This window comes from Litorihabitans aurantiacus (genome assembly GCF_030161595.1).
GTDB classification, from domain to species: Bacteria; Actinomycetota; Actinomycetes; order Actinomycetales; family Beutenbergiaceae; genus Litorihabitans; species Litorihabitans aurantiacus.
The window spans coordinates 1,617,452-1,633,770 of record NZ_BSUM01000001.1 but is presented as its reverse complement, the minus strand read 5'-3'; the positions used below and the strand labels follow the sequence as shown (position 1 = coordinate 1,633,770).

Sequence of the window (16,319 nt, the reverse complement as noted above, 5' to 3'; positions counted from 1 at the left end):
GCGCCACTCGACGTCAACCCAGCCTCGCGAGTCGGTCCCGCCGTCCTGCATCACGTTCAGGCGCAGCGACCCCCGGGTGGGATCGACGACCAGCCGCGGCGCGTGAGGTACTGCGACTGGTCCACGCCACCCAGCGACGCGGTCCGGGACCTCGAGTCGATCACGACCGCCTGGCCGGCGTAGATCGTCTGCTGGTAGCGGACGATCTGCCCGTTCTCCGCGAGGATCTGCAGACCCCCGGCCAGGGGCCGTGAGCCACGAACACAGGCCAGGAGTCCTCGTCGCCGGCGTTGACCAGGGACGCCGACGACTGCTGGTCCAGCGGCGTCGCGTAGTCGAGGTCGTACTCCAGCGGGTACTCCAACCCGCCCGCAGCGGACGGGGCCTTGAGCACGGTGCGCTGCAGCGCCCCGTAGATGCACGGGTCTGTCGCGAGGAGCTGCAGCGACACCGTCGCGGCAATGTCGGAGTGCCAGGTCACCATGACCTCGCCGTCACGCCGCGCCGTAGCCAGCTTCGACCCGGCGGGCGTCTCGACCTCGAACGTCGTGTCGGTTCGCGTCGCCAGGCTCTTGAGCCGCCCGAGCGCCGCCACCACGAGCGAATGCTCCGGCCCCAGCAGCAGCCCAGACACGACCAGCACCCGTGGCGCCAGGGTCGTGAGACCAGCCCACGAACCGTGACCGGCGGCGCGTCTCGTGACGGTGTGCTGCGCCGTCGGCGACCCCCACCAGCCTTCGATGTTCGGGCGAACCCGGAACTCGACGCCGTCCGTGCCGGTGCCGCTGACCGTGACCCCTCCGAGCCGGAGGCGCTGGTAGGTCATCAGGTGGCCCTCCCCAGCTCGGTCGTGGTCCGGTCGAGCACCCTCGCGACCGTGTACCCGGTCGAGAGCGCGTGGGAGGCGTCCGAGATGTGCACGTCGACCTTCGTCCCGTACCCGGCCGCTGGGGCCTGCGCGGCCGCGGTGGAACGTCCGGAGGTGACGCCGCCGTCGTGCATCGGCAGGACGACTTTCCCGAGTCGCCGCGCGGTCTCGTCGAGGATCGCGAGCGACCGCGAGGAGTGGTTGATCGGGATGTACGCCTCGTCGTCGACCGCACGGTCACCCACGACCCGCCAGGAGTTCGGGGCGACCATCTGCGCGATCGGCGACATCGGCGTCAGGCGCCGGCCACGGACCCCGCCGTTGTGCATCATCTCCAGCAGGTTGCCGTCGTGGCTCATCGTGAGGCCGCTGCCGGGGAAGTACTGGGACCGGGTGTTGCCCTGCTGGTCCACGCGGGCGATCGCCGTGTACGTCTTCCCGTCGAAGGCCTGAAGCTGCCGCACGATCGTGGACAGGTTGCTGGTGACGTAGTCCTCGAGCTCGACGGTCGTCACGACCGACTCCGGGATGAGGCCGTAGGAGTCGGCGAGCGCGACGGCCTCCTCCTGCGTGTCACCCATCGCGATCCTCTGGGCGATGAACGACTCACGGGCCGCGTACACGGCTGCGACGAGGTCGCTGGTGGAGGCGTTCTGCTTCTGCTTCGCGTCGATGTCGCTGAACGCCGACCGCACCTGGTCACGGATCGCGGAGTCGGCGTCGCGGGTGGCCTTCTCGAAGTTCTCCGTGGCCTCGGTGCGCTGCTCCTCGGTGGAGTTGGCGTCCTCCATGACCCGGGTGTGCTCGGCCTCGGCGTCCTTTTTCGCCTGGACCGCGGTGGTCGCACGGTCCTGCGCCTCGACGTACCGGGCAGCTGCCTCGGCGGCCGACAGGTTGGCGTCGCCGGCGTTGCGCAGCTCGTTCGTGTTCTCGCGCAGAGCGGCCGTGTGCGCGTCGGTCGCGACGATGCCGGCGCGCTGCTTGTCTGCGAACGCCTCCTGCGCCTGACCGGCCTCATCCTGTACGACGCCGATCTCGATCATCAGGTCCACCAGCGCCTGGTACTTCGTGGCGCTGTCACCGAAGAGCGCGTCGTAGCTGTCCGCGCCCTCGGTGTCGATGATGTCGGTGTACGCCTCCTGGAGCTCCGCGAGCTGCGTCTTCAGACGTTCAGCCGCTTCGGACTGAGGGTCGAGCGAGGCTGAGACGACGTCCGCTAGATCGACGCCCGCGGCCTTCGCCTTCTCGATCGCGCCAGCGGCCTCGAGCATGTTGTACGTCGTCTCGCGCGCGTTCTCGCCCCACGCACCGGTGTTCTCGTCGATCGCGTCCGTGAGCTCGCGCACGCGGGCCTTGGACTCCGAGGTCTTCGTCATCCAGACGGTGAGCGCGGTCGTGACCGCGGCGATCGCGATGCCGACCGGGCCGCCGAAGGCCGACAGCAGTCCTGTCCCGATGGACGAGAACGACAGGCCCTTGACCGTCGTGGCGAGTCCGCGCACGGAGGTCCAGACGGCCTCGACCGCGCCGACGGCGCCCATCGTCCGCAGCGCGAGGAACGCGCCCACCGCGAGCAGGACGGGGGTCGGCAGGTCGGCGATGCCGGAGACGACGTCGGCGACGAGCCCCGCGATCGGGACGAGAGACTCCGCGACCGCGATCGCGGCGGGTCCGAGCGAGTCCCCGAACGTGACCGCCAGGTCCGCACCGGCCAGGAGGATGTCCCGGACGGCCGGCGTGAGTTCGTTGACCGCCCCGAGGAGCGACTGCGCGAGCGTGACGGCGAGATCGCTCGCGACGGGCAGGAGCGGGGCGAGCGCGTCGAAGAAGTCACGGCCGGCCGCGCGCAGCTCGGGCGAGGCCGCGACGAGACCGACGATCCCGGCGACGACCGGGTTCAGCGCGAGGCCGAGGCGTCCGAGCCCGAGCGTGTTCCCGCCGAGCGCGAGGAGCCCGGCAGCGACAGGAGCGATCAGGGGCCCGTACTCGGTCAGGGTGTCGAGCTGGCCGTTGATCTTCGACAGGTCCCACCCGTTGATCCCGGACCGCACCCGGTCAAGCAGGGGCGTGACCTTCGCGAACGAGGGGCCGAGACGGTCGACGAGAAGGTCGACGAGCGGCTTGATCTTGGCCTCTGCGGCGCGCATCGTGTCGGCGACCTTGTTGACCCACTCGACGGCCATGCCGCCGCCCTTGGGGTCGACGAACGGGGCTGCGAGGGCGGACCCGATGTCGCGGCGGGCGCCCTTGACGCGGTCGAGTGCGCCGTCCATCTGCTGCTTGATGTTGGCGGTCGCGCCACCGAACCGCTCCATGAGCCCGTCGACGAGCGGGTCCCAGATCTTGTCGACCGCGATCCCGCCGGGCTTGGACGCGAGCTCGCGGATCTCGGCACCGGTCTTGCCCATCTCCTTGCCGAGGATGCCGGCGGCGTCGATGCCGTACTGCCCGAGCTGGTTCAGGGTCTCGCCGGTGAGCTTGCCCTGGCCCTGCATCTGGGCGAGGGCGTAGGTCACCTGGGACACCTGGTCGTTGCTGCCTCCGACGGCGGCGACGGCGTTCTGGACGGCGTCCATGATCGGCAGGACACGGCTGGCTTCGACACCGAATCCGAGCAGCTGCTGCTGGGCGGTGATGAACACCTGCTTCGCGAACGGGCTGTTGCGCGCGAAGTCGTCGAGCTTGTCCATCTGCTCGTTCGCGGCCTCCGCGCCACCGAGGAGGGTGGAGAGCGCGGCACGCGAGGACTGCTGGAGCCGGTTGTAGTCGGCGCCGACCTTGAAGACAGACACCCCGAGGGCGGTGACGGCGCCCGTGGTGGCGGTGAACGCGGACGCGATCGCCTTCGTCCCGCCGGTGACGATGGTGCCGAGAGCAGTGAACTTCTGGCCGGAGCGGTCGACCTGCTGATCGAACTGGGTGCCGTCCGCGCGGATGTACGCGACGAGCTCGCCGACGGTGAGCGCCATGCGTGAGCCCCCTTCTCGTGGTTGGGTGGCTCGCATGGACGAGCAGTGGGACTACCGCGTCGTGAAGGCGCCGATGAACAACCCGCGTGGGCGGCAGCGGACCCTGAACCGGGAGGCGCGCGACGGGTGGGAAGTCGTGGAGACGACCCGGGGCCCGCTGCTGCGCGCGAGCGACCAGGTGACGCTGCGGCGCCGGAAGGGCTACAAGGCGGAGCAGCGGGCCGCGGCGGCGGCGCGTCAGGCGGCGAAGACGCCGGAGGAGCGCAGGCGCGAGTGGGTCATCGCGGGCGTCGTGGCGGTGGCCGCGCTGGTGTTCATCCTCGTCGTGCTGTAGCCGGCGGCGGGGTGAGCTCGCGGCGCAACCGCGAACGCTCCGATCCGAGCAGCCCCCAGATCCGGGCGCGCCACCACGGCCACGCCCGGACCAGGCCGGGGTCGTCCCAGTCGGCGCCGTAGACCTCGTGCAGGTCGACCATCACGGTGGACCAGCGCTCGAGGATGTCGCCCCACCCGACGCGCACACCGGCCGCTGACGGGGCGGCTGCGGCGGGTGGCTTCAGCGACGCCGGAGTGCCCCGGTAGCGCGGGTAGACACCCGTCTCGTCGGGTTCGCCGATGCCGTACGGGGCCCAGGCCTCGGGGTCGAAGTCCGGCCCGAAACCGCGGCTTCCCCCGACGCACCACCACCGGTCAGCTGCGCCTCGAAGATCGCGTCGGCCGTCGCCTCACCGAGCGTCCAGTAGTAGAGGGCGTAGAGCCCGAACTTGTCGATGTGCGGGCCCGGAACGCGGTCGGCGAGCATCTGGTCGTAGACGTCCTGGCCGAGCGCGAGCGGGGCGACCTCGGCCTCGCCCATCGACTCCAGCAGCTCGCGCGTGGAGTTGGGGAGCTCGGGGGAGCCGGAGTGGCCGCAGGTGGGGCACGCCTGGATCACGGAGGCGTAGGTGGCGACGCCGGCGGCGTTGATCGCGGCGAGCTTGAGCCCGGTGTCCTTGCTCGGCGGCTGCACCTCGTAGGTCGTCCCGGCGTAGGGGATGTGCAGCGGGGGGACGAGGTGTGCGGTGAGGTCCTTCAGCGTCATGGTCGGGCGCTCCTGTCGGGGTTCGTCGGGTGGGTGTCGGGTGGTGACCCGTGGGCGGCGTCGACCCGACGACGGCGCCGCCCACGGGCGATCAGGACGCGAGGACGGTCAGTCGTCCAGCGCGGGGTTCTCGATGCGGGTCGGGCGGCCCTGGCCAGCGATGTTGACCGTCCACCCGGCGACCTGGTCGTTCCCGGTGTTCTGCCGGGTCACGGTCGCGATGCCGAAGCCCTCGTGCGCGTCGGACGGGTTCGGGGACCCCTCGGCCGGGTTGTCGTACCAGCGGAAGTGGCCGACCGCGGCGTCACCGACGGCGTTCTCGAGCTCGAGGAGCTTCTCGATCTCGGGACGGTAGGACCCGGACGCGAGACGGCGGCCCTGGGCGGTGAACCCGAGCGTGAACGACACGGACACCTTCTTGCTGTTCGGGGCGCCACGGTCGTCGTAGGTGGCGGCCTCGACCGACACCGGCGGCTTCTGCGGGTCGACGGCGCTGATGCCGCGGAACTGCTGCCAGATCGGGTCGGTGAGGGTGCCGAGGTTGATGTCGACGGCGTACTCGTAGGAGAACGTGAGGTCCTCGGCGGCCGGCGCGACGGGGGAGTGGTCATGGGGTGCCTCCAGGCAGGGAGTGGTGGGTGGTGTGCTGGTGCCCCGCCTGGGGGTCAGCGGGTCAGGGTGAGGTGCAGGTTGTCCGTCCGCTCCTGGCGGCGGTTCTGGTCGGCGCCGAGCTGCGCGCTGCTGATCCGGTAGGACCGGGACACGTACAGGCCCGGCCACACGGCGCGGTGCCCGGACAGGGCCGCGACGGCGGCTTCGGCGAGGTCGTCGACGTCGGTCGGCGGGTAGGCGATGCCGCGGGTTCGCAGCTGCAGCATGACCGTCTCGACCGGGTCGTTCGGGTCGGGGGTGCCGCCGGGCTGGTAGGCGTTCAGGACGACGACACGGTCGGGCCCGGTGGGCATGTTCTTCAGCACGACCCCGGTCGCTCCCGACGGGTAGACGCCGTCGGGTTCGTAGTCGGCGACGCCGGCGGCCGCGAGCCTGCCTGCGGCTGCGGTGAGGACGAGGGTGAGGTCGATCATCCGAGGCCGCCCTGGAGCGCCTGCGCGATCGCTGCCTGCTGCTGCGCGCGCGTGGCCAGGAGCGGGGCCTCGAGGTACTTCGCGGTGCGGCCGGCGTCGTGGCGGAAGTCGGTGCGCTCGTGCTGGATGACGGCGTACGGGGTGTCGTAGGAGACGGCGGCGACCATCTCGGCCTCGTCGACGCTGGACGCGCCGGAGCGGGACAGGGTCGCTTCCTCGATCGGGACGACCTCACGCGAGGCCGCGAGGACGACCTCGGCGGCGTTGGCGAGCCCGCGGCCGGTGGCGCGGCGCGCGGCGGCCTTCGCCTCGGGCCCGTTCCAAGTGATCTTCGCGGTCACGGCGGCACCACCTCCAAGCGGCGGGTCAGGTGAGGGCGTGGTCGTAGTGCTCAGGTGCCGGCGGCGTGTACTGGTGGGCGGCGCTGATGACGGTCGCCCACCGCTCCAACGCAGTGCCCTCGTCGAGGAGGACGAGGGAGCCGGGTGGAACGGGGCCGTGCTCGGGCCGGGTGAACAGGCGCGCCGTCGACGTCGTCTCCGCACCGGTGCGGTCACGCACGAGACGCGTGGTCGCTTCGACCCGGACCCGGCGCAGTGTGACGGGGCCAGCGTGGACCGGTCCGTGCGCGCCCTCACCCGTCAGACGGCGGACGGTCACGGCGTGTGGGGTCAGGATCGCGGGGAGGCTCACCACGAGCGGGCACCGCCCTGGGTCAGGCCCGCGTTCTGCAGGATCGAGACGGCCTCGGGGCTGAACTGCGCGGTCGCCGCGGTCGTGTTCGCGCCGGACCCGGTGCCGCCGCCGGACAGGGACGCGGACCCGAGGCTCATGGTGTTGTAGCGGCCGGCGGCGCCGGACCCGGTGTCGCCGGTCTCGTCGAACCAGGCCGCCTGCGCGCAGGTCGCGTCCCGCAGCGCGTCGACGACGGCGGGGTCGCTCGCGCGACCATCGGGGTCGGTGGCGTAGACGGCGGTGAGGGTGAGCTGGCGGACCTTGACCGTGGCGCGGGTCAGGAGGGCGTGCGCGGCCCGTTCGTCGAGGTCGAGGTTCCAGGGGGCGGAGGCGAGGTCCGTGGTGGTGGCGTAGACGTTCACGGGGCCTCCAGGTGGGGTGTGGTGGTGGGCGCAGGACGCGCTGCTACAGGGAGCGAAAGGCCCGGCGGGAAACCCCCAAGCGGCCTTCACGGCAGGTTCGCGATGGCGTTGCCGGGACCGTGTTGACGCCCACCACCGTGGCCGGGTCGCACCCACGTGATGGGTGGGTGCGGCCCGGCCGGCTCAGAGGTCGACGCTGGTCACAGCGCCGGGCCGTCGCCGTCGGGCACCGCGGTCTGCGGCTGGTCGGCCTGCAGCTGCCCGTGCTCCTCGCTCGACTGCGTCGCAGGGTCGCCGGACACGAGCCCGGGCCGGATGGACCGGACGGACTCGTCGCCGTGCAGCCCGGGGGACACGACCGTGGGGCCGTGAGGGTTCCCGAGCTCCCCGGCTGCGCCGGCGTTTGACGGCGCCAGGAAGTCGCCCGAGCGGGGGTCGACGGCGGCGTCGCGCAGCCGCGTCCCGATCTGCTCGGGCTCGAGAGTGCGGGGGTCGATGGGGGTGCTCACGCGCCGTCACCGCCCTGGGCGTCGAGGGAGGCCTGGGCGGCGGCTGCCTTCGCGGCGGCCTCCTCCTGCTCCTTCGCCTCGGCGGCCGCGGCGTCGGCCTCGGCCTTCTCGATCGCCTTGAGGACGCCGGCACGCGGCTTCTCGCTGGCGCGCTCCGCAGCGGCCACCCGGTCGAACTCCGCGCGCCCGGCCTCGTCGGAACGGTCGAGACCGGCGAGGTAGTCGATGACGTCGTCGGCCTTGTGCTTGGCGGGGTCGAACGGCCCCACCTCCACGCCCTCGATCGTGTACCCCTTCGTCTCGAGGTACGCGCGCAGCGGCGTGGACAGGTCCTCGAGCTCGGCCACGCCCTTGTCGAAGGTGACGGTGGTGGGGCCGAAGACGCTCTTGCCGGTGAAGCCCTCGATGGGGCTGGTGATCTTGATGCTCATGGTGACCCTCCCAGGTCCGTTTCGTGCCGTGGGGTGCTGGCGGCGCCACAGGGGTGCGGCGCCGCCAGCTGGTGACCAGGGGCCGGGTCAGGCGACCTTGACCGAGCGGGCGACCGCCGCGGCCTTGGTCTTCTTGAGGACGACCGCGACGGGGCCCATCTCGACCTCACCGGTCTTCACGGCGCCGGCCTTGGAGAAGTCGGGCAGCCACGTCTGGACCAGGGGAGCGCCGGCCATCGAGACGCCGTGGAAGGCGTCCAGGCCGAACCGGACCGCGTACAGCTCGGTCAGGCCCCCGGAGCGGACCGGGACGACGTCGGCGTTCTGGCCGGCGCGCTTTCCGGCGTCGACGAGGCGGATGCCGCCGTACTGGCGGATGCGCGTGGAGCGGGGGCCGACCTGCTCGACGTACATGTTGGCGCGGCGGGCGGCCGAGGCGATCTTGGCGATCGCGCGGCGGTTGGTGATGATCGCGCCGGGGTCGCCGTCGAGGACCGCGAGGATGTCGTCGAGGGCCTCGAGGATCGCGAACGACTGGGCCTCGTCGGTCGTGCCGGACCAGTCGAAGGTGTCGGTGATCTCGGTGGTGGACCCGGCGAGGGCCTTGGACAGGCCGTCGAAGGAGTCCTCGTCCGCGCTGCTGTCGCCGTTGATGACGGCGTTGCCGAACTCGGCCTGCGTCGCGCGGATCTTCTGGCCCATCTGCAGGGCGACCTCGCCGGTGGCGCCGGGGCCCATGCGGGACAGGACGCGGTCGACCTGGAACGCGCCGCCGAGCGGCTTGAGGTCGACGCTGTGCCGCGTGGTGGAGACCTCGGTCGGGGCGTACTCGGCGTTGATGGCGCGGAACGCGGCGGTGCCGAGCTCGGCGAGGCGCCGGTAGCCGTAGGTGAGGGTTCCGCCGCCGCCGGCGGGGTTGACGACGTCGTCGAAGGTGACGAGGTCGAGGATGTCGTTGGTGCGGAACTCGTCGATGACCGAGAGGTCGAGGTCGTCGGTGGCGTTCTGCTGAGCCTGGGCGACGGTGACGGGCATGTGTGCTCCTGGTGGCTAGTCGCCGTACGCGTTCGCGACGGCGTCGGTGAGGGACTTCGGGGTGCGGCTCTTGCCTTCGCCGGTCCCGCCGGCCAGGTCGCTTCCGCTACGGGCCGCCACCTGGACGGCCTTGAGCTTGGGGTTGGCGTCGACGGCGGCCTTGATGGCGGCGTCGACCTTGGTCTGGAACGCCTGGTCGGCGGGGTCCAGGTCCGACACCTTCGCCAGGAAGGAGCGGGAGTCGAGGAGGGCGCCGGGGTCGCCGTGGTGGGTGGCGGCGGCGCGGTATACGGCGAGCTCGACCTGCGCGGCACGCGCGGCCTCAGTGGCCGTGGCGCTGACGGTCGTGGCCTCGGTGAGCTGCTGGGTGAGGGACTCGACGGTCGGGGCGCCGTCGCCGTCCTTCACGAGGCCCAGTGCCTTCCCGATCGCCTGGAGCTGGTCGTTGGCCTTGGTCCGGTGGCCGGCGGCCTCGGAGCGGGTGTCGCGGATGAGCTTCTGCGCCCACGCGGGGAGCTGCTCGACGTTCTCCGCCTCCGCGGGGTCCGCGCCCGCGGGATCGCTACTCGCCGCCGGGTCGGCGGGGTCGTCGCCGGCAGGGTCCGTGCCCGCGGGGTCCGACCCTCCCGCGGGATCGCCGCCGTCGCCGTCGGCCATCATGGTGGCGTCACCGAAGCGCGCGCGCTGGAACGCGAGCAGCGCCTCGATTCCACCCGGGGCGGTGATGTCGATGACGCTCGTGGCGGGAACGTAGCTGCTGGGTCGGGTCATGGCGGCCTCCTGGACCGTTCGGGGTGTGGATGTCGGCGGCCGCCGATACGGTCGCCGAGGACGCCTACGACGTCGTGTCGCGGGCGCGAGAGGGAAGGGGCAGGCTCGGTGAAGATGAAGCAGACGCCGCATGCGAAGCGATGCGACCGGTGCGGGTCGCGAGTCGTGCAGAACTGGCTGCTCGATGAGCCCTTCGACGGGTCCGACACATGGATCAGGACGACTGCGCAGTGCACGAACGTGAGGTGCGACCGTGCGCACCCCGCTCTCGGTATCCGTTGGGAGGGGTACGACGACTAGATCGCGCCGGTGATCCGCTCACGCCGGGGGAGCCGCTTCAGGTCATGCGCAGCCGTGTGCTCGCGCACCCGGCCCTGCCACTCACGCACCCGAGCCTGAGCGGCACGCTTCGCCTCCGGCGTGAGCGCCAGCACCTCTCGACGCTTCCACGCCCGCACTCCACGCTCGAGCCGACGCTGCTCCTGCCCGGCCTCGTACCCGGCCGGGTCCGGCCGCTCGGTGTTCGGGGTCGTCACACCGGGCAGGTACAGCCCCGTGCTGCAGCGGCAGTTCGGACCGAACAGGTGCCCCGACCCGCGCGCGACGTCGAGCGACGTCACCCCGACCCGGCGGCCGTCGGCGATCGCGTCACCGGTCGCCCCGCTGATCGACAGGACCCGCCCCGACCACTGGTCACAGTCGGGACAGGCGCGCGGGCCCGGGATGACGTAGACGAGGTCCTGGCCGGACGCGGCGAGCGTGTCCAGGTGGCCTTGCACGGCAGCGCGCCCGGTACCGGTCCGGACGGCCACCTCGAGGTAGGACTCCAGACGCCAGTTCCGGCCCGCGCTGTCGCGGAAGCCGGTGACGCCGTCGCCGAGCAGCCGGTCGAGCGCGGACTGCGCAGCATCGACACGCGTCGCGGCGCCGGTCAGGACGGTCGCTGACACTTCGGCGACGACGGCCTGGTAGGCGTCCGCGACCGAACGCAGCGCTACAGGCGCGGCCCCGCGGGCGACGGCGAGAACGTCGGCAGCGATCCGCTGCACGGCGGCGAACTGCGCCGGCGGCAACGACGGCCGGACCCGGACGTCGTCGAGGTCACCGACCGCGAGGGCGGTCCCGGTCGTGTACGCCCGGCCGACGACCTCCTCGACCGTCGCAACGACCGACGCGTCCAGCGCGGCGAGGTCCGCCGTGAGCGCCCGTCGGAGCCGCTGCAGCTCCAGCAGCTTCGCCTCAGCCCACGCCGGCGCCTCGAGGCCCTGCGCGAGCGCGTCGCGGACGCGGCGGAGCATGACGAGCTCGGCCTCCACCACCAGGTCCACCACCTGGGCGGCGAGGCGCGCACCGTACTCGGGGCCACCAGGCATCCCCCGAGGCTACTTCTCGTCCGCGGGCCGCGAAGTGACCGGGCGCTCACCCGTCCACCTCACCTTGCCGATGTCGCCCGTCCGGATGGCCTCCTGGGCCGACTCGGGCGTCGCGGTCGACCGGATCAGGATGCCGGCGTCGTTGGCCTGGCCCGGAGGCAGCCCCCGACGTCGTCGACACCGGGGCGGAACGTGGCCGGGTCCGCCAGGCTCGTCTCGGCCTTGATGCGGCCGACCTCTGCGTTGACGGTGTCACCGTCCCACTCCGGGTGGACCAGGCGGACACGCTGCTCGATGCTCGCCGCCTCCGCGTTGCGCAGCGCGAGGGCGGTCTGCGCGAGCTCGAGCGTGTCCTCCTGGACCTTCGGCGGGAACCGCGTCTCGGGCACCTCCACGCCGGCGCCCTTGCCGCGGAACACGACGGCGTCGATGTCGAGCATCGTCCGCGCGAGCGGGGACAGGGCCGCCGCCCAGTAGCGGGCCTTCTTGTCCCGCGTCCGCTCCGAGAGCCGCTCGCGGGCCTTGACCTCGGTCGCGGTGGACGAGATCGACATGGCGTCGTCCCCGAACGTCTGCGGTGAGTAGCCGGCCGCGCGCAGGATCGCCTTCACGATCTCGATGCTGGTGTCGCGGTGATCGGCGGTGCGGATCTCGAACTGCTCGGCCTGCGCGATCGACCCGTCCTTGAGCGAGCCGGCGATGCCGGGGACCGCGGTGAAGAGCTCCTGGTCGACGTCGAACGTCGCGCCACGCCCCTCGCCGAGGGGGTGAAGGCGTTCTGGTCGACGATGAGGCGCGCCTTGGCCAGGCGGACGTCGCGCATCCACGAGGAGTACGTCTCGTCGAGCGCGTCGAACAGGCCCTCGATCCCGTCGAAATCGGACCGGCCCAGCGGGGACAGCTCCGGCGACGTGCGCCACTGGCGGGAGGGGCGCACGTTGGGGACGTAGGCGGCGGTCAGGCCGGGCACGCCGGTCACGATCGCGTCCTCGCCGTTGACGAGGGTCGCGGCCCACTCGGTGGACGGGTGGTCGCGCAGGTCGAGGCGCGTGCCGAGGCTGTCGTCGGTGCCGCGGTAGAGGCCGTGGAGAATGCGTCCGCCCTCGTGCGACTCCAGGTGCCGCACGACGGACTGGCCGTCGCGTCCGACGACGGTCCAGAAGACGACGGAATCGAGGCGGCCCCACTTCCAGGTGGGGATCGCGCCGTCGGCGTGCACCGCTGTCAGGAACGGCATCTGCTGCTCGGACGCGGTGTCCCACACGACGCGCAGGTACGTGCCGCCGAGGGCTGCTGCGAGCTCGGCGGCTTCGAGGAGGCCGGAATGGTTCTCCGGGGTGTTGAAGATCTGCTCGAGCCGCTCCTGCGCCGGCCGCCGCGTGGTGTCCTTCGTGTCGCCGGGCAGGACGAGGCGGGGCGGCTCGGAGAACAGGAGGTCGGCGCTGGTGGTGGCGAGGTCGGCGGCGACGGGGATGTGCAGGCGGGTGCGGTCCTGGCCGTCGGGGATGGGGCGGCCCCAGAAGAACCGGGACATCGCGCCGACGACGCCGCCGCGGTGCTGCGACGGGCGGGTGCGGGGACGACTGCCGTTGGCGTAGGTGGACTGGAGCGTGCCGGGGTCGCCGACGTACCAGGCGTCCCACTCGCGCATGGTCTGGAAGGCGGAGTCGAACGGCTTCGGGGGCCAGGCGGTCTTGGCGTCGGGGAGCGGCACAGGGACTCCCTTCGGGGTCAGGCGGCGAGGGCTGCGGGTGGGGCGAGCGCGGGTCGCCAGAGTCGTTCGGTGGTCACGAGGCCGTACCGCCACGCGTCGAGGGCGTGGTCGGCGACCTTGATCGGCGCGTCCTCGCCCTTCTCGGTCTTCTTCGGGTCCCAGGAGTAGCCGGGGATCTCGCGGATCAGGTTCGTGCACGCGTCGGACACGACGAGGTGCCCCTGGCCGAGGAGGGATGCGACGAGCGGGATGCCGTAGGCGACGTCGTTGTCCGCGTTCACCAGGCCGGTGACGCCGTCCTGGGACAGCTGCACCCGGAGGGCGGCGGCGGCGGGGTCGACGACGACGTGACGGACGCGGCGGCCGTTGAGCCATGCGCGCAGGTGCGTGGACTGGGTGGCGACGGTGACGCCGCCGGGGATGGTGGAGGCGTCGAGCCACCACTCGTCCACGGTGTAGAGGCGACGGTCCTCGCCGAGCCCGATCAGCAGCCCCGCGGACGGGTTCGTCATGCCGTGGTCGACGCCGACGCTGATGAGCTCGATCATCGCCGGGAGGTCGGCGGCGCGGATGACGTGGCGTGCGGGGTTCCAGCCTGCGTAGATGGCGCCCTCGGCCGCGACCCACTCGCCCAGGATGAAGCGGCGGTACCAGAGGCCGGTGAACTCGAGCTTCTTCTGTTCGACGTACTCGCGGGTGAGCGAGGGGTTGTCGTCCATCGTGAAGTGGAAGACGCGCCAGTGCGGCAGGTCGGGGCCGCGGTCGATGAACTTCCGCTTGAGCCAGTGGGCGGGGTTGTCGGGGTTCGTCGTCCCGAACATCTTCGCGCCGCGGACGCTCATGCGGCCGAGGAGCTGGGTGAAGAACTGCTCGGGGAGCGTGGTGACCTCGTCGACGTAGACGCCGGCGACGGTCATGCCGCGGATGACGAGCTCGGCCTTCGCGTCGGACGCGCCGAGGACGTGGACGCGGCGGCCGAACATCGTGACGGTCGGGGCGCCGTAGTTCCCGACGACGTACGCGGCCGCCGCGCCGGTGATGGCGGGGTCCTGGAGGGGGCCAATGACGTTGCGCCAGACGGCGTCGCGGGTACGTCCGACCATGACGAGCTCGCCACCGGTGGGGGCGTTGGCGACGAACAGGGACCAGCGGATGAGAGACCCGATGGTCTTGCCGGCGCGGATGGAGCCGTGCCAGAGGTTGACGGTGCCGGTGGCGTCGCGGACGGATGCGAGCTGCTTGGTGGAGAGGGTCACGGCTGGGTGTCGTCGTGGTCGGTGATGCCGAGGGCGGCGGCGGTCTGCTGGAGGAGGCCGACGACGGCGGTGGCTCCGGCGGCGGAGTCGTGGAGGTCGAGCTTGAGGGAGCGGTCGATCGCGATGCCGGTGGCCTGGACGATCTTGAGCTTGTCGGCGAACGTCGGCTGGTCGAGGCGAGTCTCGGCGTAGGTGTTGTCCTTGCCGCCGAAGTTGAACGCGACGGTGGGCTCCCACAGCTGCTCGCGCAGGCGTTCGGCGTCGGCGAGGAGGTCGAGCTGGAGCTGCGCGCGGCGACCCTTGGCGTCGAGCACCTTGGCTTCGGTGGCAGCGGCGGTGGCGGTGCGGTCCCAGGTGAGGCCGAGGCGGGCGGCGTGCTTGGAGACGGTGGCCTTGCCGCGTCCCATCTGGCGGGCGGCGGCGGTGAGGGTGGCGCCGTCGTCGTGGAGCGCGGTGAGGGTGGCGTCGTCGTCGGCGGTCCAGGTGCGTGCGGCAGGCATCGTGGGTCACCTGCCCCCGAGTCCGTCAGGGGATCTGGATTTCCCAGCGAGCCTCGCTGTCGCGCCAGGGCCGGATCGTGATCGACGTCGTCTCGTTGGGGACGTCGACGATGATCGGGCCGGCCCAGGACTCACCGGGCTGCAGGGAGATGATCTCGTCGCCGAAGCATTGGTACGCCGTGCTGATGGCGCTGAACGGCAGGCGGCCGTCAACGCGTCCGGCGAACATCCCGTCGCCGACGCGGAGGGGGCCGTGCGTGAAGACGTCCCACTCGGCACGGGCGGTAGCGCCGATTGTGACCTGGATGTACTTCCCGAATCCGGGGATCTGAGAATCGGTGCTCGGGCGACAGGTGGGGTTCTCGTCGATCGCGTTGACCGTCATGGTCGCGACTGTCGTGCCGCTGTCATCGCGGATCACGAGCTGCTCGCCGAGCTCGAGCGGGAGCGTCTCGGGAGCGACGACGGGTGCCATCGTGAGGGTGGTCCCGTCGGCGCTGCCGGTGGGGCTCTCGGTCGGCTGGGCGGTGACGGTCTCGGTCACTGACTGGTCGGGCTCGCCGGTGCACGCGGTGAATGCCACGAGGGCCGTGACGGCAGCGACAGTCAGAAGGCTTCTGCGCACGCCGAACACGGCCCAAGTGTGACACTCGCGCGGTCAGGTCGCAACCACGTCCGCGCTGGTCGTGGCGGCGTGTCGCGGCCGCGCGAGGACCGCGATGTCGCCGACCCGGTACGTGGCCGACCCTGACCTGCTGCCGGCGGCGTGGAGTCGGCCGCGCTGGACCCACTTCCGGATGGTGGCCGGCGCGAGCTCGGCGAAGATCCGGCGCGCCTCGGGCTCGGTCACCAACGCATCGGGCGCCTGGTCCGGCGACGTCGCGATCCGGGCGCGCAGGGTGCGGGCGGTTGCGGCGACGTCGTAGGCGAGGCTGCAGCGCTGGCAGGTGGCGAGGTCGTCGAGGACGCCGACGGCTCGCACGTGCGCGAGGGGGCCGTCGCATGCGAGGCAGCGGGCGCCGCCGACGGTCTCGGTGCCGTCGCCGTGGAGGGTGCGGAGGCGGGCGCGGACGGTGCGGGCCTCGGTGCGGTAGTCGGTGAAGCCGGACCGGGTCGGGTTGGTGGCGGCCCAGACGAGGCGGGAGCGGAGGTAGGCGACGACGTCGTGCGGGTCGTCGACGCTGTGACCGCCGGCGCCGGCGTCGACCCACGCGCGCCGCCACTCCTCAAGGAGCTCCAGCGCGCCGCCGGTGGTGCGGACACCGGCGGCGTGGTGGAACCAGTCGTCGGTGACGGCGTCGAGCCCGAACGGCAGCCGCGCCTTGTCGTCCACGGACGTGACGCCGCTGATGTCGTAGGCGACCGCGGTCAGGATCTCTCGGATCGGCTCCGGCCACGCGGCGACGATGCGGGCGATCTCGTCGAGCACCTCACGCTCAGTCGCGAGGCAGCCGTCGTGGATCGGGACGCTGGTGGGCGTCGGCGCGGAGCAGACCGCGCACAGCACCGGCTCGACACCACACACCGTGCACGGCGACCAGGACCGCGGCCCCGCGACGTCGTCGAACGTCGCCACCGCGGCGTAGACGTGCTCGTGCTCGTGCTCAAACATGACGGCTCCTTGCGCTCG

21 protein-coding genes are annotated in these 16,319 nt (G+C 72.1%); 1 reads left to right on the top strand and 20 read right to left on the bottom strand.

Going from position 1 to position 16,319, the window contains the following annotated elements; translation table 11 throughout:
- Nucleotides 1–160: 160 nt before the first annotated feature.
- Both QQK22_RS07705 and QQK22_RS07700 read right to left on the bottom strand, forming a co-directional pair.
- Entirely contained in the window at nt 161–826 is a 666-nt protein-coding gene (locus tag QQK22_RS07705; RefSeq protein ID WP_284250404.1) for a hypothetical protein, read from the bottom strand.
- Entirely contained in the window at nt 826–3,837 is a 3,012-nt protein-coding gene (locus QQK22_RS07700; RefSeq protein WP_284250403.1) for a tape measure protein, read from the bottom strand. Before QQK22_RS07700 ends, QQK22_RS07705 begins: the two co-directional genes overlap by 1 nt.
- A 25-nt stretch (nt 3,838–3,862) precedes the next feature.
- Between QQK22_RS07700 and QQK22_RS07695 the strand changes: the two genes are divergently transcribed.
- Nucleotides 3,863–4,171 (top strand): hypothetical protein, encoded by a 309-nt coding sequence (locus QQK22_RS07695; RefSeq protein ID WP_284250402.1) that lies wholly within the window; start codon nt 3,863–3,865, stop codon nt 4,169–4,171.
- Here the strand turns inward: QQK22_RS07695 and QQK22_RS07690 are convergent.
- The 18 genes from QQK22_RS07690 to QQK22_RS07605 form a co-directional block, all read right to left on the bottom strand.
- Complete coding sequence (locus QQK22_RS07690; protein ID WP_284250401.1) at nt 4,152–4,358, bottom strand: hypothetical protein; 207 nt, start codon at nt 4,356–4,358, stop codon at nt 4,152–4,154. The genes QQK22_RS07695 and QQK22_RS07690 overlap by 20 nt on opposite strands.
- A gap of 35 nt (nt 4,359–4,393) precedes the next feature.
- Complete coding sequence (locus QQK22_RS07685) at nt 4,394–4,918, bottom strand: DUF7426 family protein (protein ID WP_284250400.1); 525 nt, start codon at nt 4,916–4,918, stop codon at nt 4,394–4,396.
- A gap of 108 nt (nt 4,919–5,026) precedes the next feature.
- The gene (locus QQK22_RS19245; protein WP_431310145.1) at nt 5,027–5,698 is read right to left on the bottom strand and encodes a phage tail tube protein; all 672 of its coding nucleotides are present in this window, start codon (nt 5,696–5,698) and stop codon (nt 5,027–5,029) included.
- Entirely contained in the window at nt 5,584–6,003 is a 420-nt protein-coding gene (locus tag QQK22_RS07675; RefSeq protein ID WP_284250398.1) for a minor capsid protein, read from the bottom strand. The genes QQK22_RS19245 and QQK22_RS07675 overlap by 115 nt, the downstream gene beginning before the upstream one ends.
- Nucleotides 6,000–6,344 (bottom strand): hypothetical protein, encoded by a 345-nt coding sequence (locus tag QQK22_RS07670; RefSeq protein ID WP_284250397.1) that lies wholly within the window; start codon nt 6,342–6,344, stop codon nt 6,000–6,002. The genes QQK22_RS07675 and QQK22_RS07670 overlap by 4 nt, the downstream gene beginning before the upstream one ends.
- A 25-nt stretch (nt 6,345–6,369) precedes the next feature.
- The gene (locus QQK22_RS07665; protein WP_284250395.1) at nt 6,370–6,564 is read right to left on the bottom strand and encodes a hypothetical protein; all 195 of its coding nucleotides are present in this window, start codon (nt 6,562–6,564) and stop codon (nt 6,370–6,372) included.
- A 128-nt stretch (nt 6,565–6,692) separates the two neighbouring features.
- Entirely contained in the window at nt 6,693–7,100 is a 408-nt protein-coding gene (locus QQK22_RS07660) for a hypothetical protein (RefSeq protein WP_284250394.1), read from the bottom strand.
- A gap of 200 nt (nt 7,101–7,300) precedes the next feature.
- Nucleotides 7,301–7,609, bottom strand: coding sequence for a hypothetical protein (locus QQK22_RS07655; protein WP_284250393.1), 309 nt, complete (start codon nt 7,607–7,609; stop codon nt 7,301–7,303).
- Nucleotides 7,606–8,040: a hypothetical protein gene (locus QQK22_RS07650; protein WP_284250392.1), complete on the bottom strand. Its 435-nt coding sequence runs from the start codon at nt 8,038–8,040 to the stop codon at nt 7,606–7,608. Before QQK22_RS07650 ends, QQK22_RS07655 begins: the two co-directional genes overlap by 4 nt.
- Before the next feature lie 87 nt (nt 8,041–8,127).
- Nucleotides 8,128–9,075, bottom strand: coding sequence for a major capsid protein (locus tag QQK22_RS07645; protein WP_284250391.1), 948 nt, complete (start codon nt 9,073–9,075; stop codon nt 8,128–8,130).
- A 15-nt stretch (nt 9,076–9,090) separates the two neighbouring features.
- Nucleotides 9,091–9,846 (bottom strand): hypothetical protein, encoded by a 756-nt coding sequence (locus tag QQK22_RS07640; protein ID WP_284250390.1) that lies wholly within the window; start codon nt 9,844–9,846, stop codon nt 9,091–9,093.
- Between the two features lie 296 nt (nt 9,847–10,142).
- Nucleotides 10,143–11,219 carry a phage minor capsid protein gene (locus QQK22_RS07635; RefSeq protein ID WP_284250389.1) on the bottom strand — a complete coding sequence of 359 codons (1,077 nt, stop codon included), beginning with the start codon at nt 11,217–11,219 and terminating at the stop codon, nt 10,143–10,145.
- A 125-nt stretch (nt 11,220–11,344) separates the two neighbouring features.
- A complete protein-coding gene (locus tag QQK22_RS07630) occupies nt 11,345–11,830 on the bottom strand; it encodes a hypothetical protein (protein ID WP_284250388.1) in 486 nt (161 codons plus the stop codon).
- On the bottom strand, nt 11,827–12,933 hold the full coding sequence (locus tag QQK22_RS07625; RefSeq protein ID WP_284250387.1) for a hypothetical protein: 1,107 nt from the start codon (nt 12,931–12,933) through the stop codon (nt 11,827–11,829). The genes QQK22_RS07630 and QQK22_RS07625 overlap by 4 nt, the downstream gene beginning before the upstream one ends.
- Nucleotides 12,934–12,950: 17 nt before the next feature.
- Nucleotides 12,951–14,189 (bottom strand): PBSX family phage terminase large subunit, encoded by a 1,239-nt coding sequence (locus tag QQK22_RS07620; protein ID WP_284250386.1) that lies wholly within the window; start codon nt 14,187–14,189, stop codon nt 12,951–12,953.
- On the bottom strand, nt 14,186–14,689 hold the full coding sequence (locus tag QQK22_RS07615) for a hypothetical protein (protein WP_284250385.1): 504 nt from the start codon (nt 14,687–14,689) through the stop codon (nt 14,186–14,188). Before QQK22_RS07615 ends, QQK22_RS07620 begins: the two co-directional genes overlap by 4 nt.
- A 25-nt stretch (nt 14,690–14,714) precedes the next feature.
- Complete coding sequence (locus QQK22_RS07610) at nt 14,715–15,233, bottom strand: hypothetical protein (RefSeq protein ID WP_284250384.1); 519 nt, start codon at nt 15,231–15,233, stop codon at nt 14,715–14,717.
- Between the two features lie 114 nt (nt 15,234–15,347).
- Nucleotides 15,348–16,301 (bottom strand): hypothetical protein, encoded by a 954-nt coding sequence (locus QQK22_RS07605; protein ID WP_284250383.1) that lies wholly within the window; start codon nt 16,299–16,301, stop codon nt 15,348–15,350.
- Nucleotides 16,302–16,319 lie beyond the last annotated feature (18 nt).

Excerpts from the sequence above, each read along its gene's own strand:
- QQK22_RS07650 (WP_284250392.1), bottom strand. The coding sequence starts at position 8,040 with ATGAGCATCAAGATCACCAGCCCCATCGAGGGCTTCACCGGCAAGAGC.
- QQK22_RS07635 (WP_284250389.1), bottom strand. The coding sequence starts at position 11,219 with ATGCCTGGTGGCCCCGAGTACGGTGCGCGCCTCGCCGCCCAGGTGGTG.
- QQK22_RS07645 (WP_284250391.1), bottom strand. The coding sequence starts at position 9,075 with ATGCCCGTCACCGTCGCCCAGGCTCAGCAGAACGCCACCGACGACCTC.
- QQK22_RS07605 (WP_284250383.1), bottom strand. The coding sequence starts at position 16,301 with ATGTTTGAGCACGAGCACGAGCACGTCTACGCCGCGGTGGCGACGTTC.
- QQK22_RS07640 (WP_284250390.1), bottom strand. The coding sequence starts at position 9,846 with ATGACCCGACCCAGCAGCTACGTTCCCGCCACGAGCGTCATCGACATC.
- QQK22_RS07700 (WP_284250403.1), bottom strand. The coding sequence starts at position 3,837 with ATGGCGCTCACCGTCGGCGAGCTCGTCGCGTACATCCGCGCGGACGGC.
- QQK22_RS07685 (WP_284250400.1), bottom strand. The coding sequence starts at position 4,918 with ATGACGCTGAAGGACCTCACCGCACACCTCGTCCCCCCGCTGCACATC.
- QQK22_RS07705 (WP_284250404.1), bottom strand. The coding sequence starts at position 826 with ATGACCTACCAGCGCCTCCGGCTCGGAGGGGTCACGGTCAGCGGCACC.
- QQK22_RS07675 (WP_284250398.1), bottom strand. The coding sequence starts at position 6,003 with ATGATCGACCTCACCCTCGTCCTCACCGCAGCCGCAGGCAGGCTCGCG.
- QQK22_RS07615 (WP_284250385.1), bottom strand. The coding sequence starts at position 14,689 with ATGCCTGCCGCACGCACCTGGACCGCCGACGACGACGCCACCCTCACC.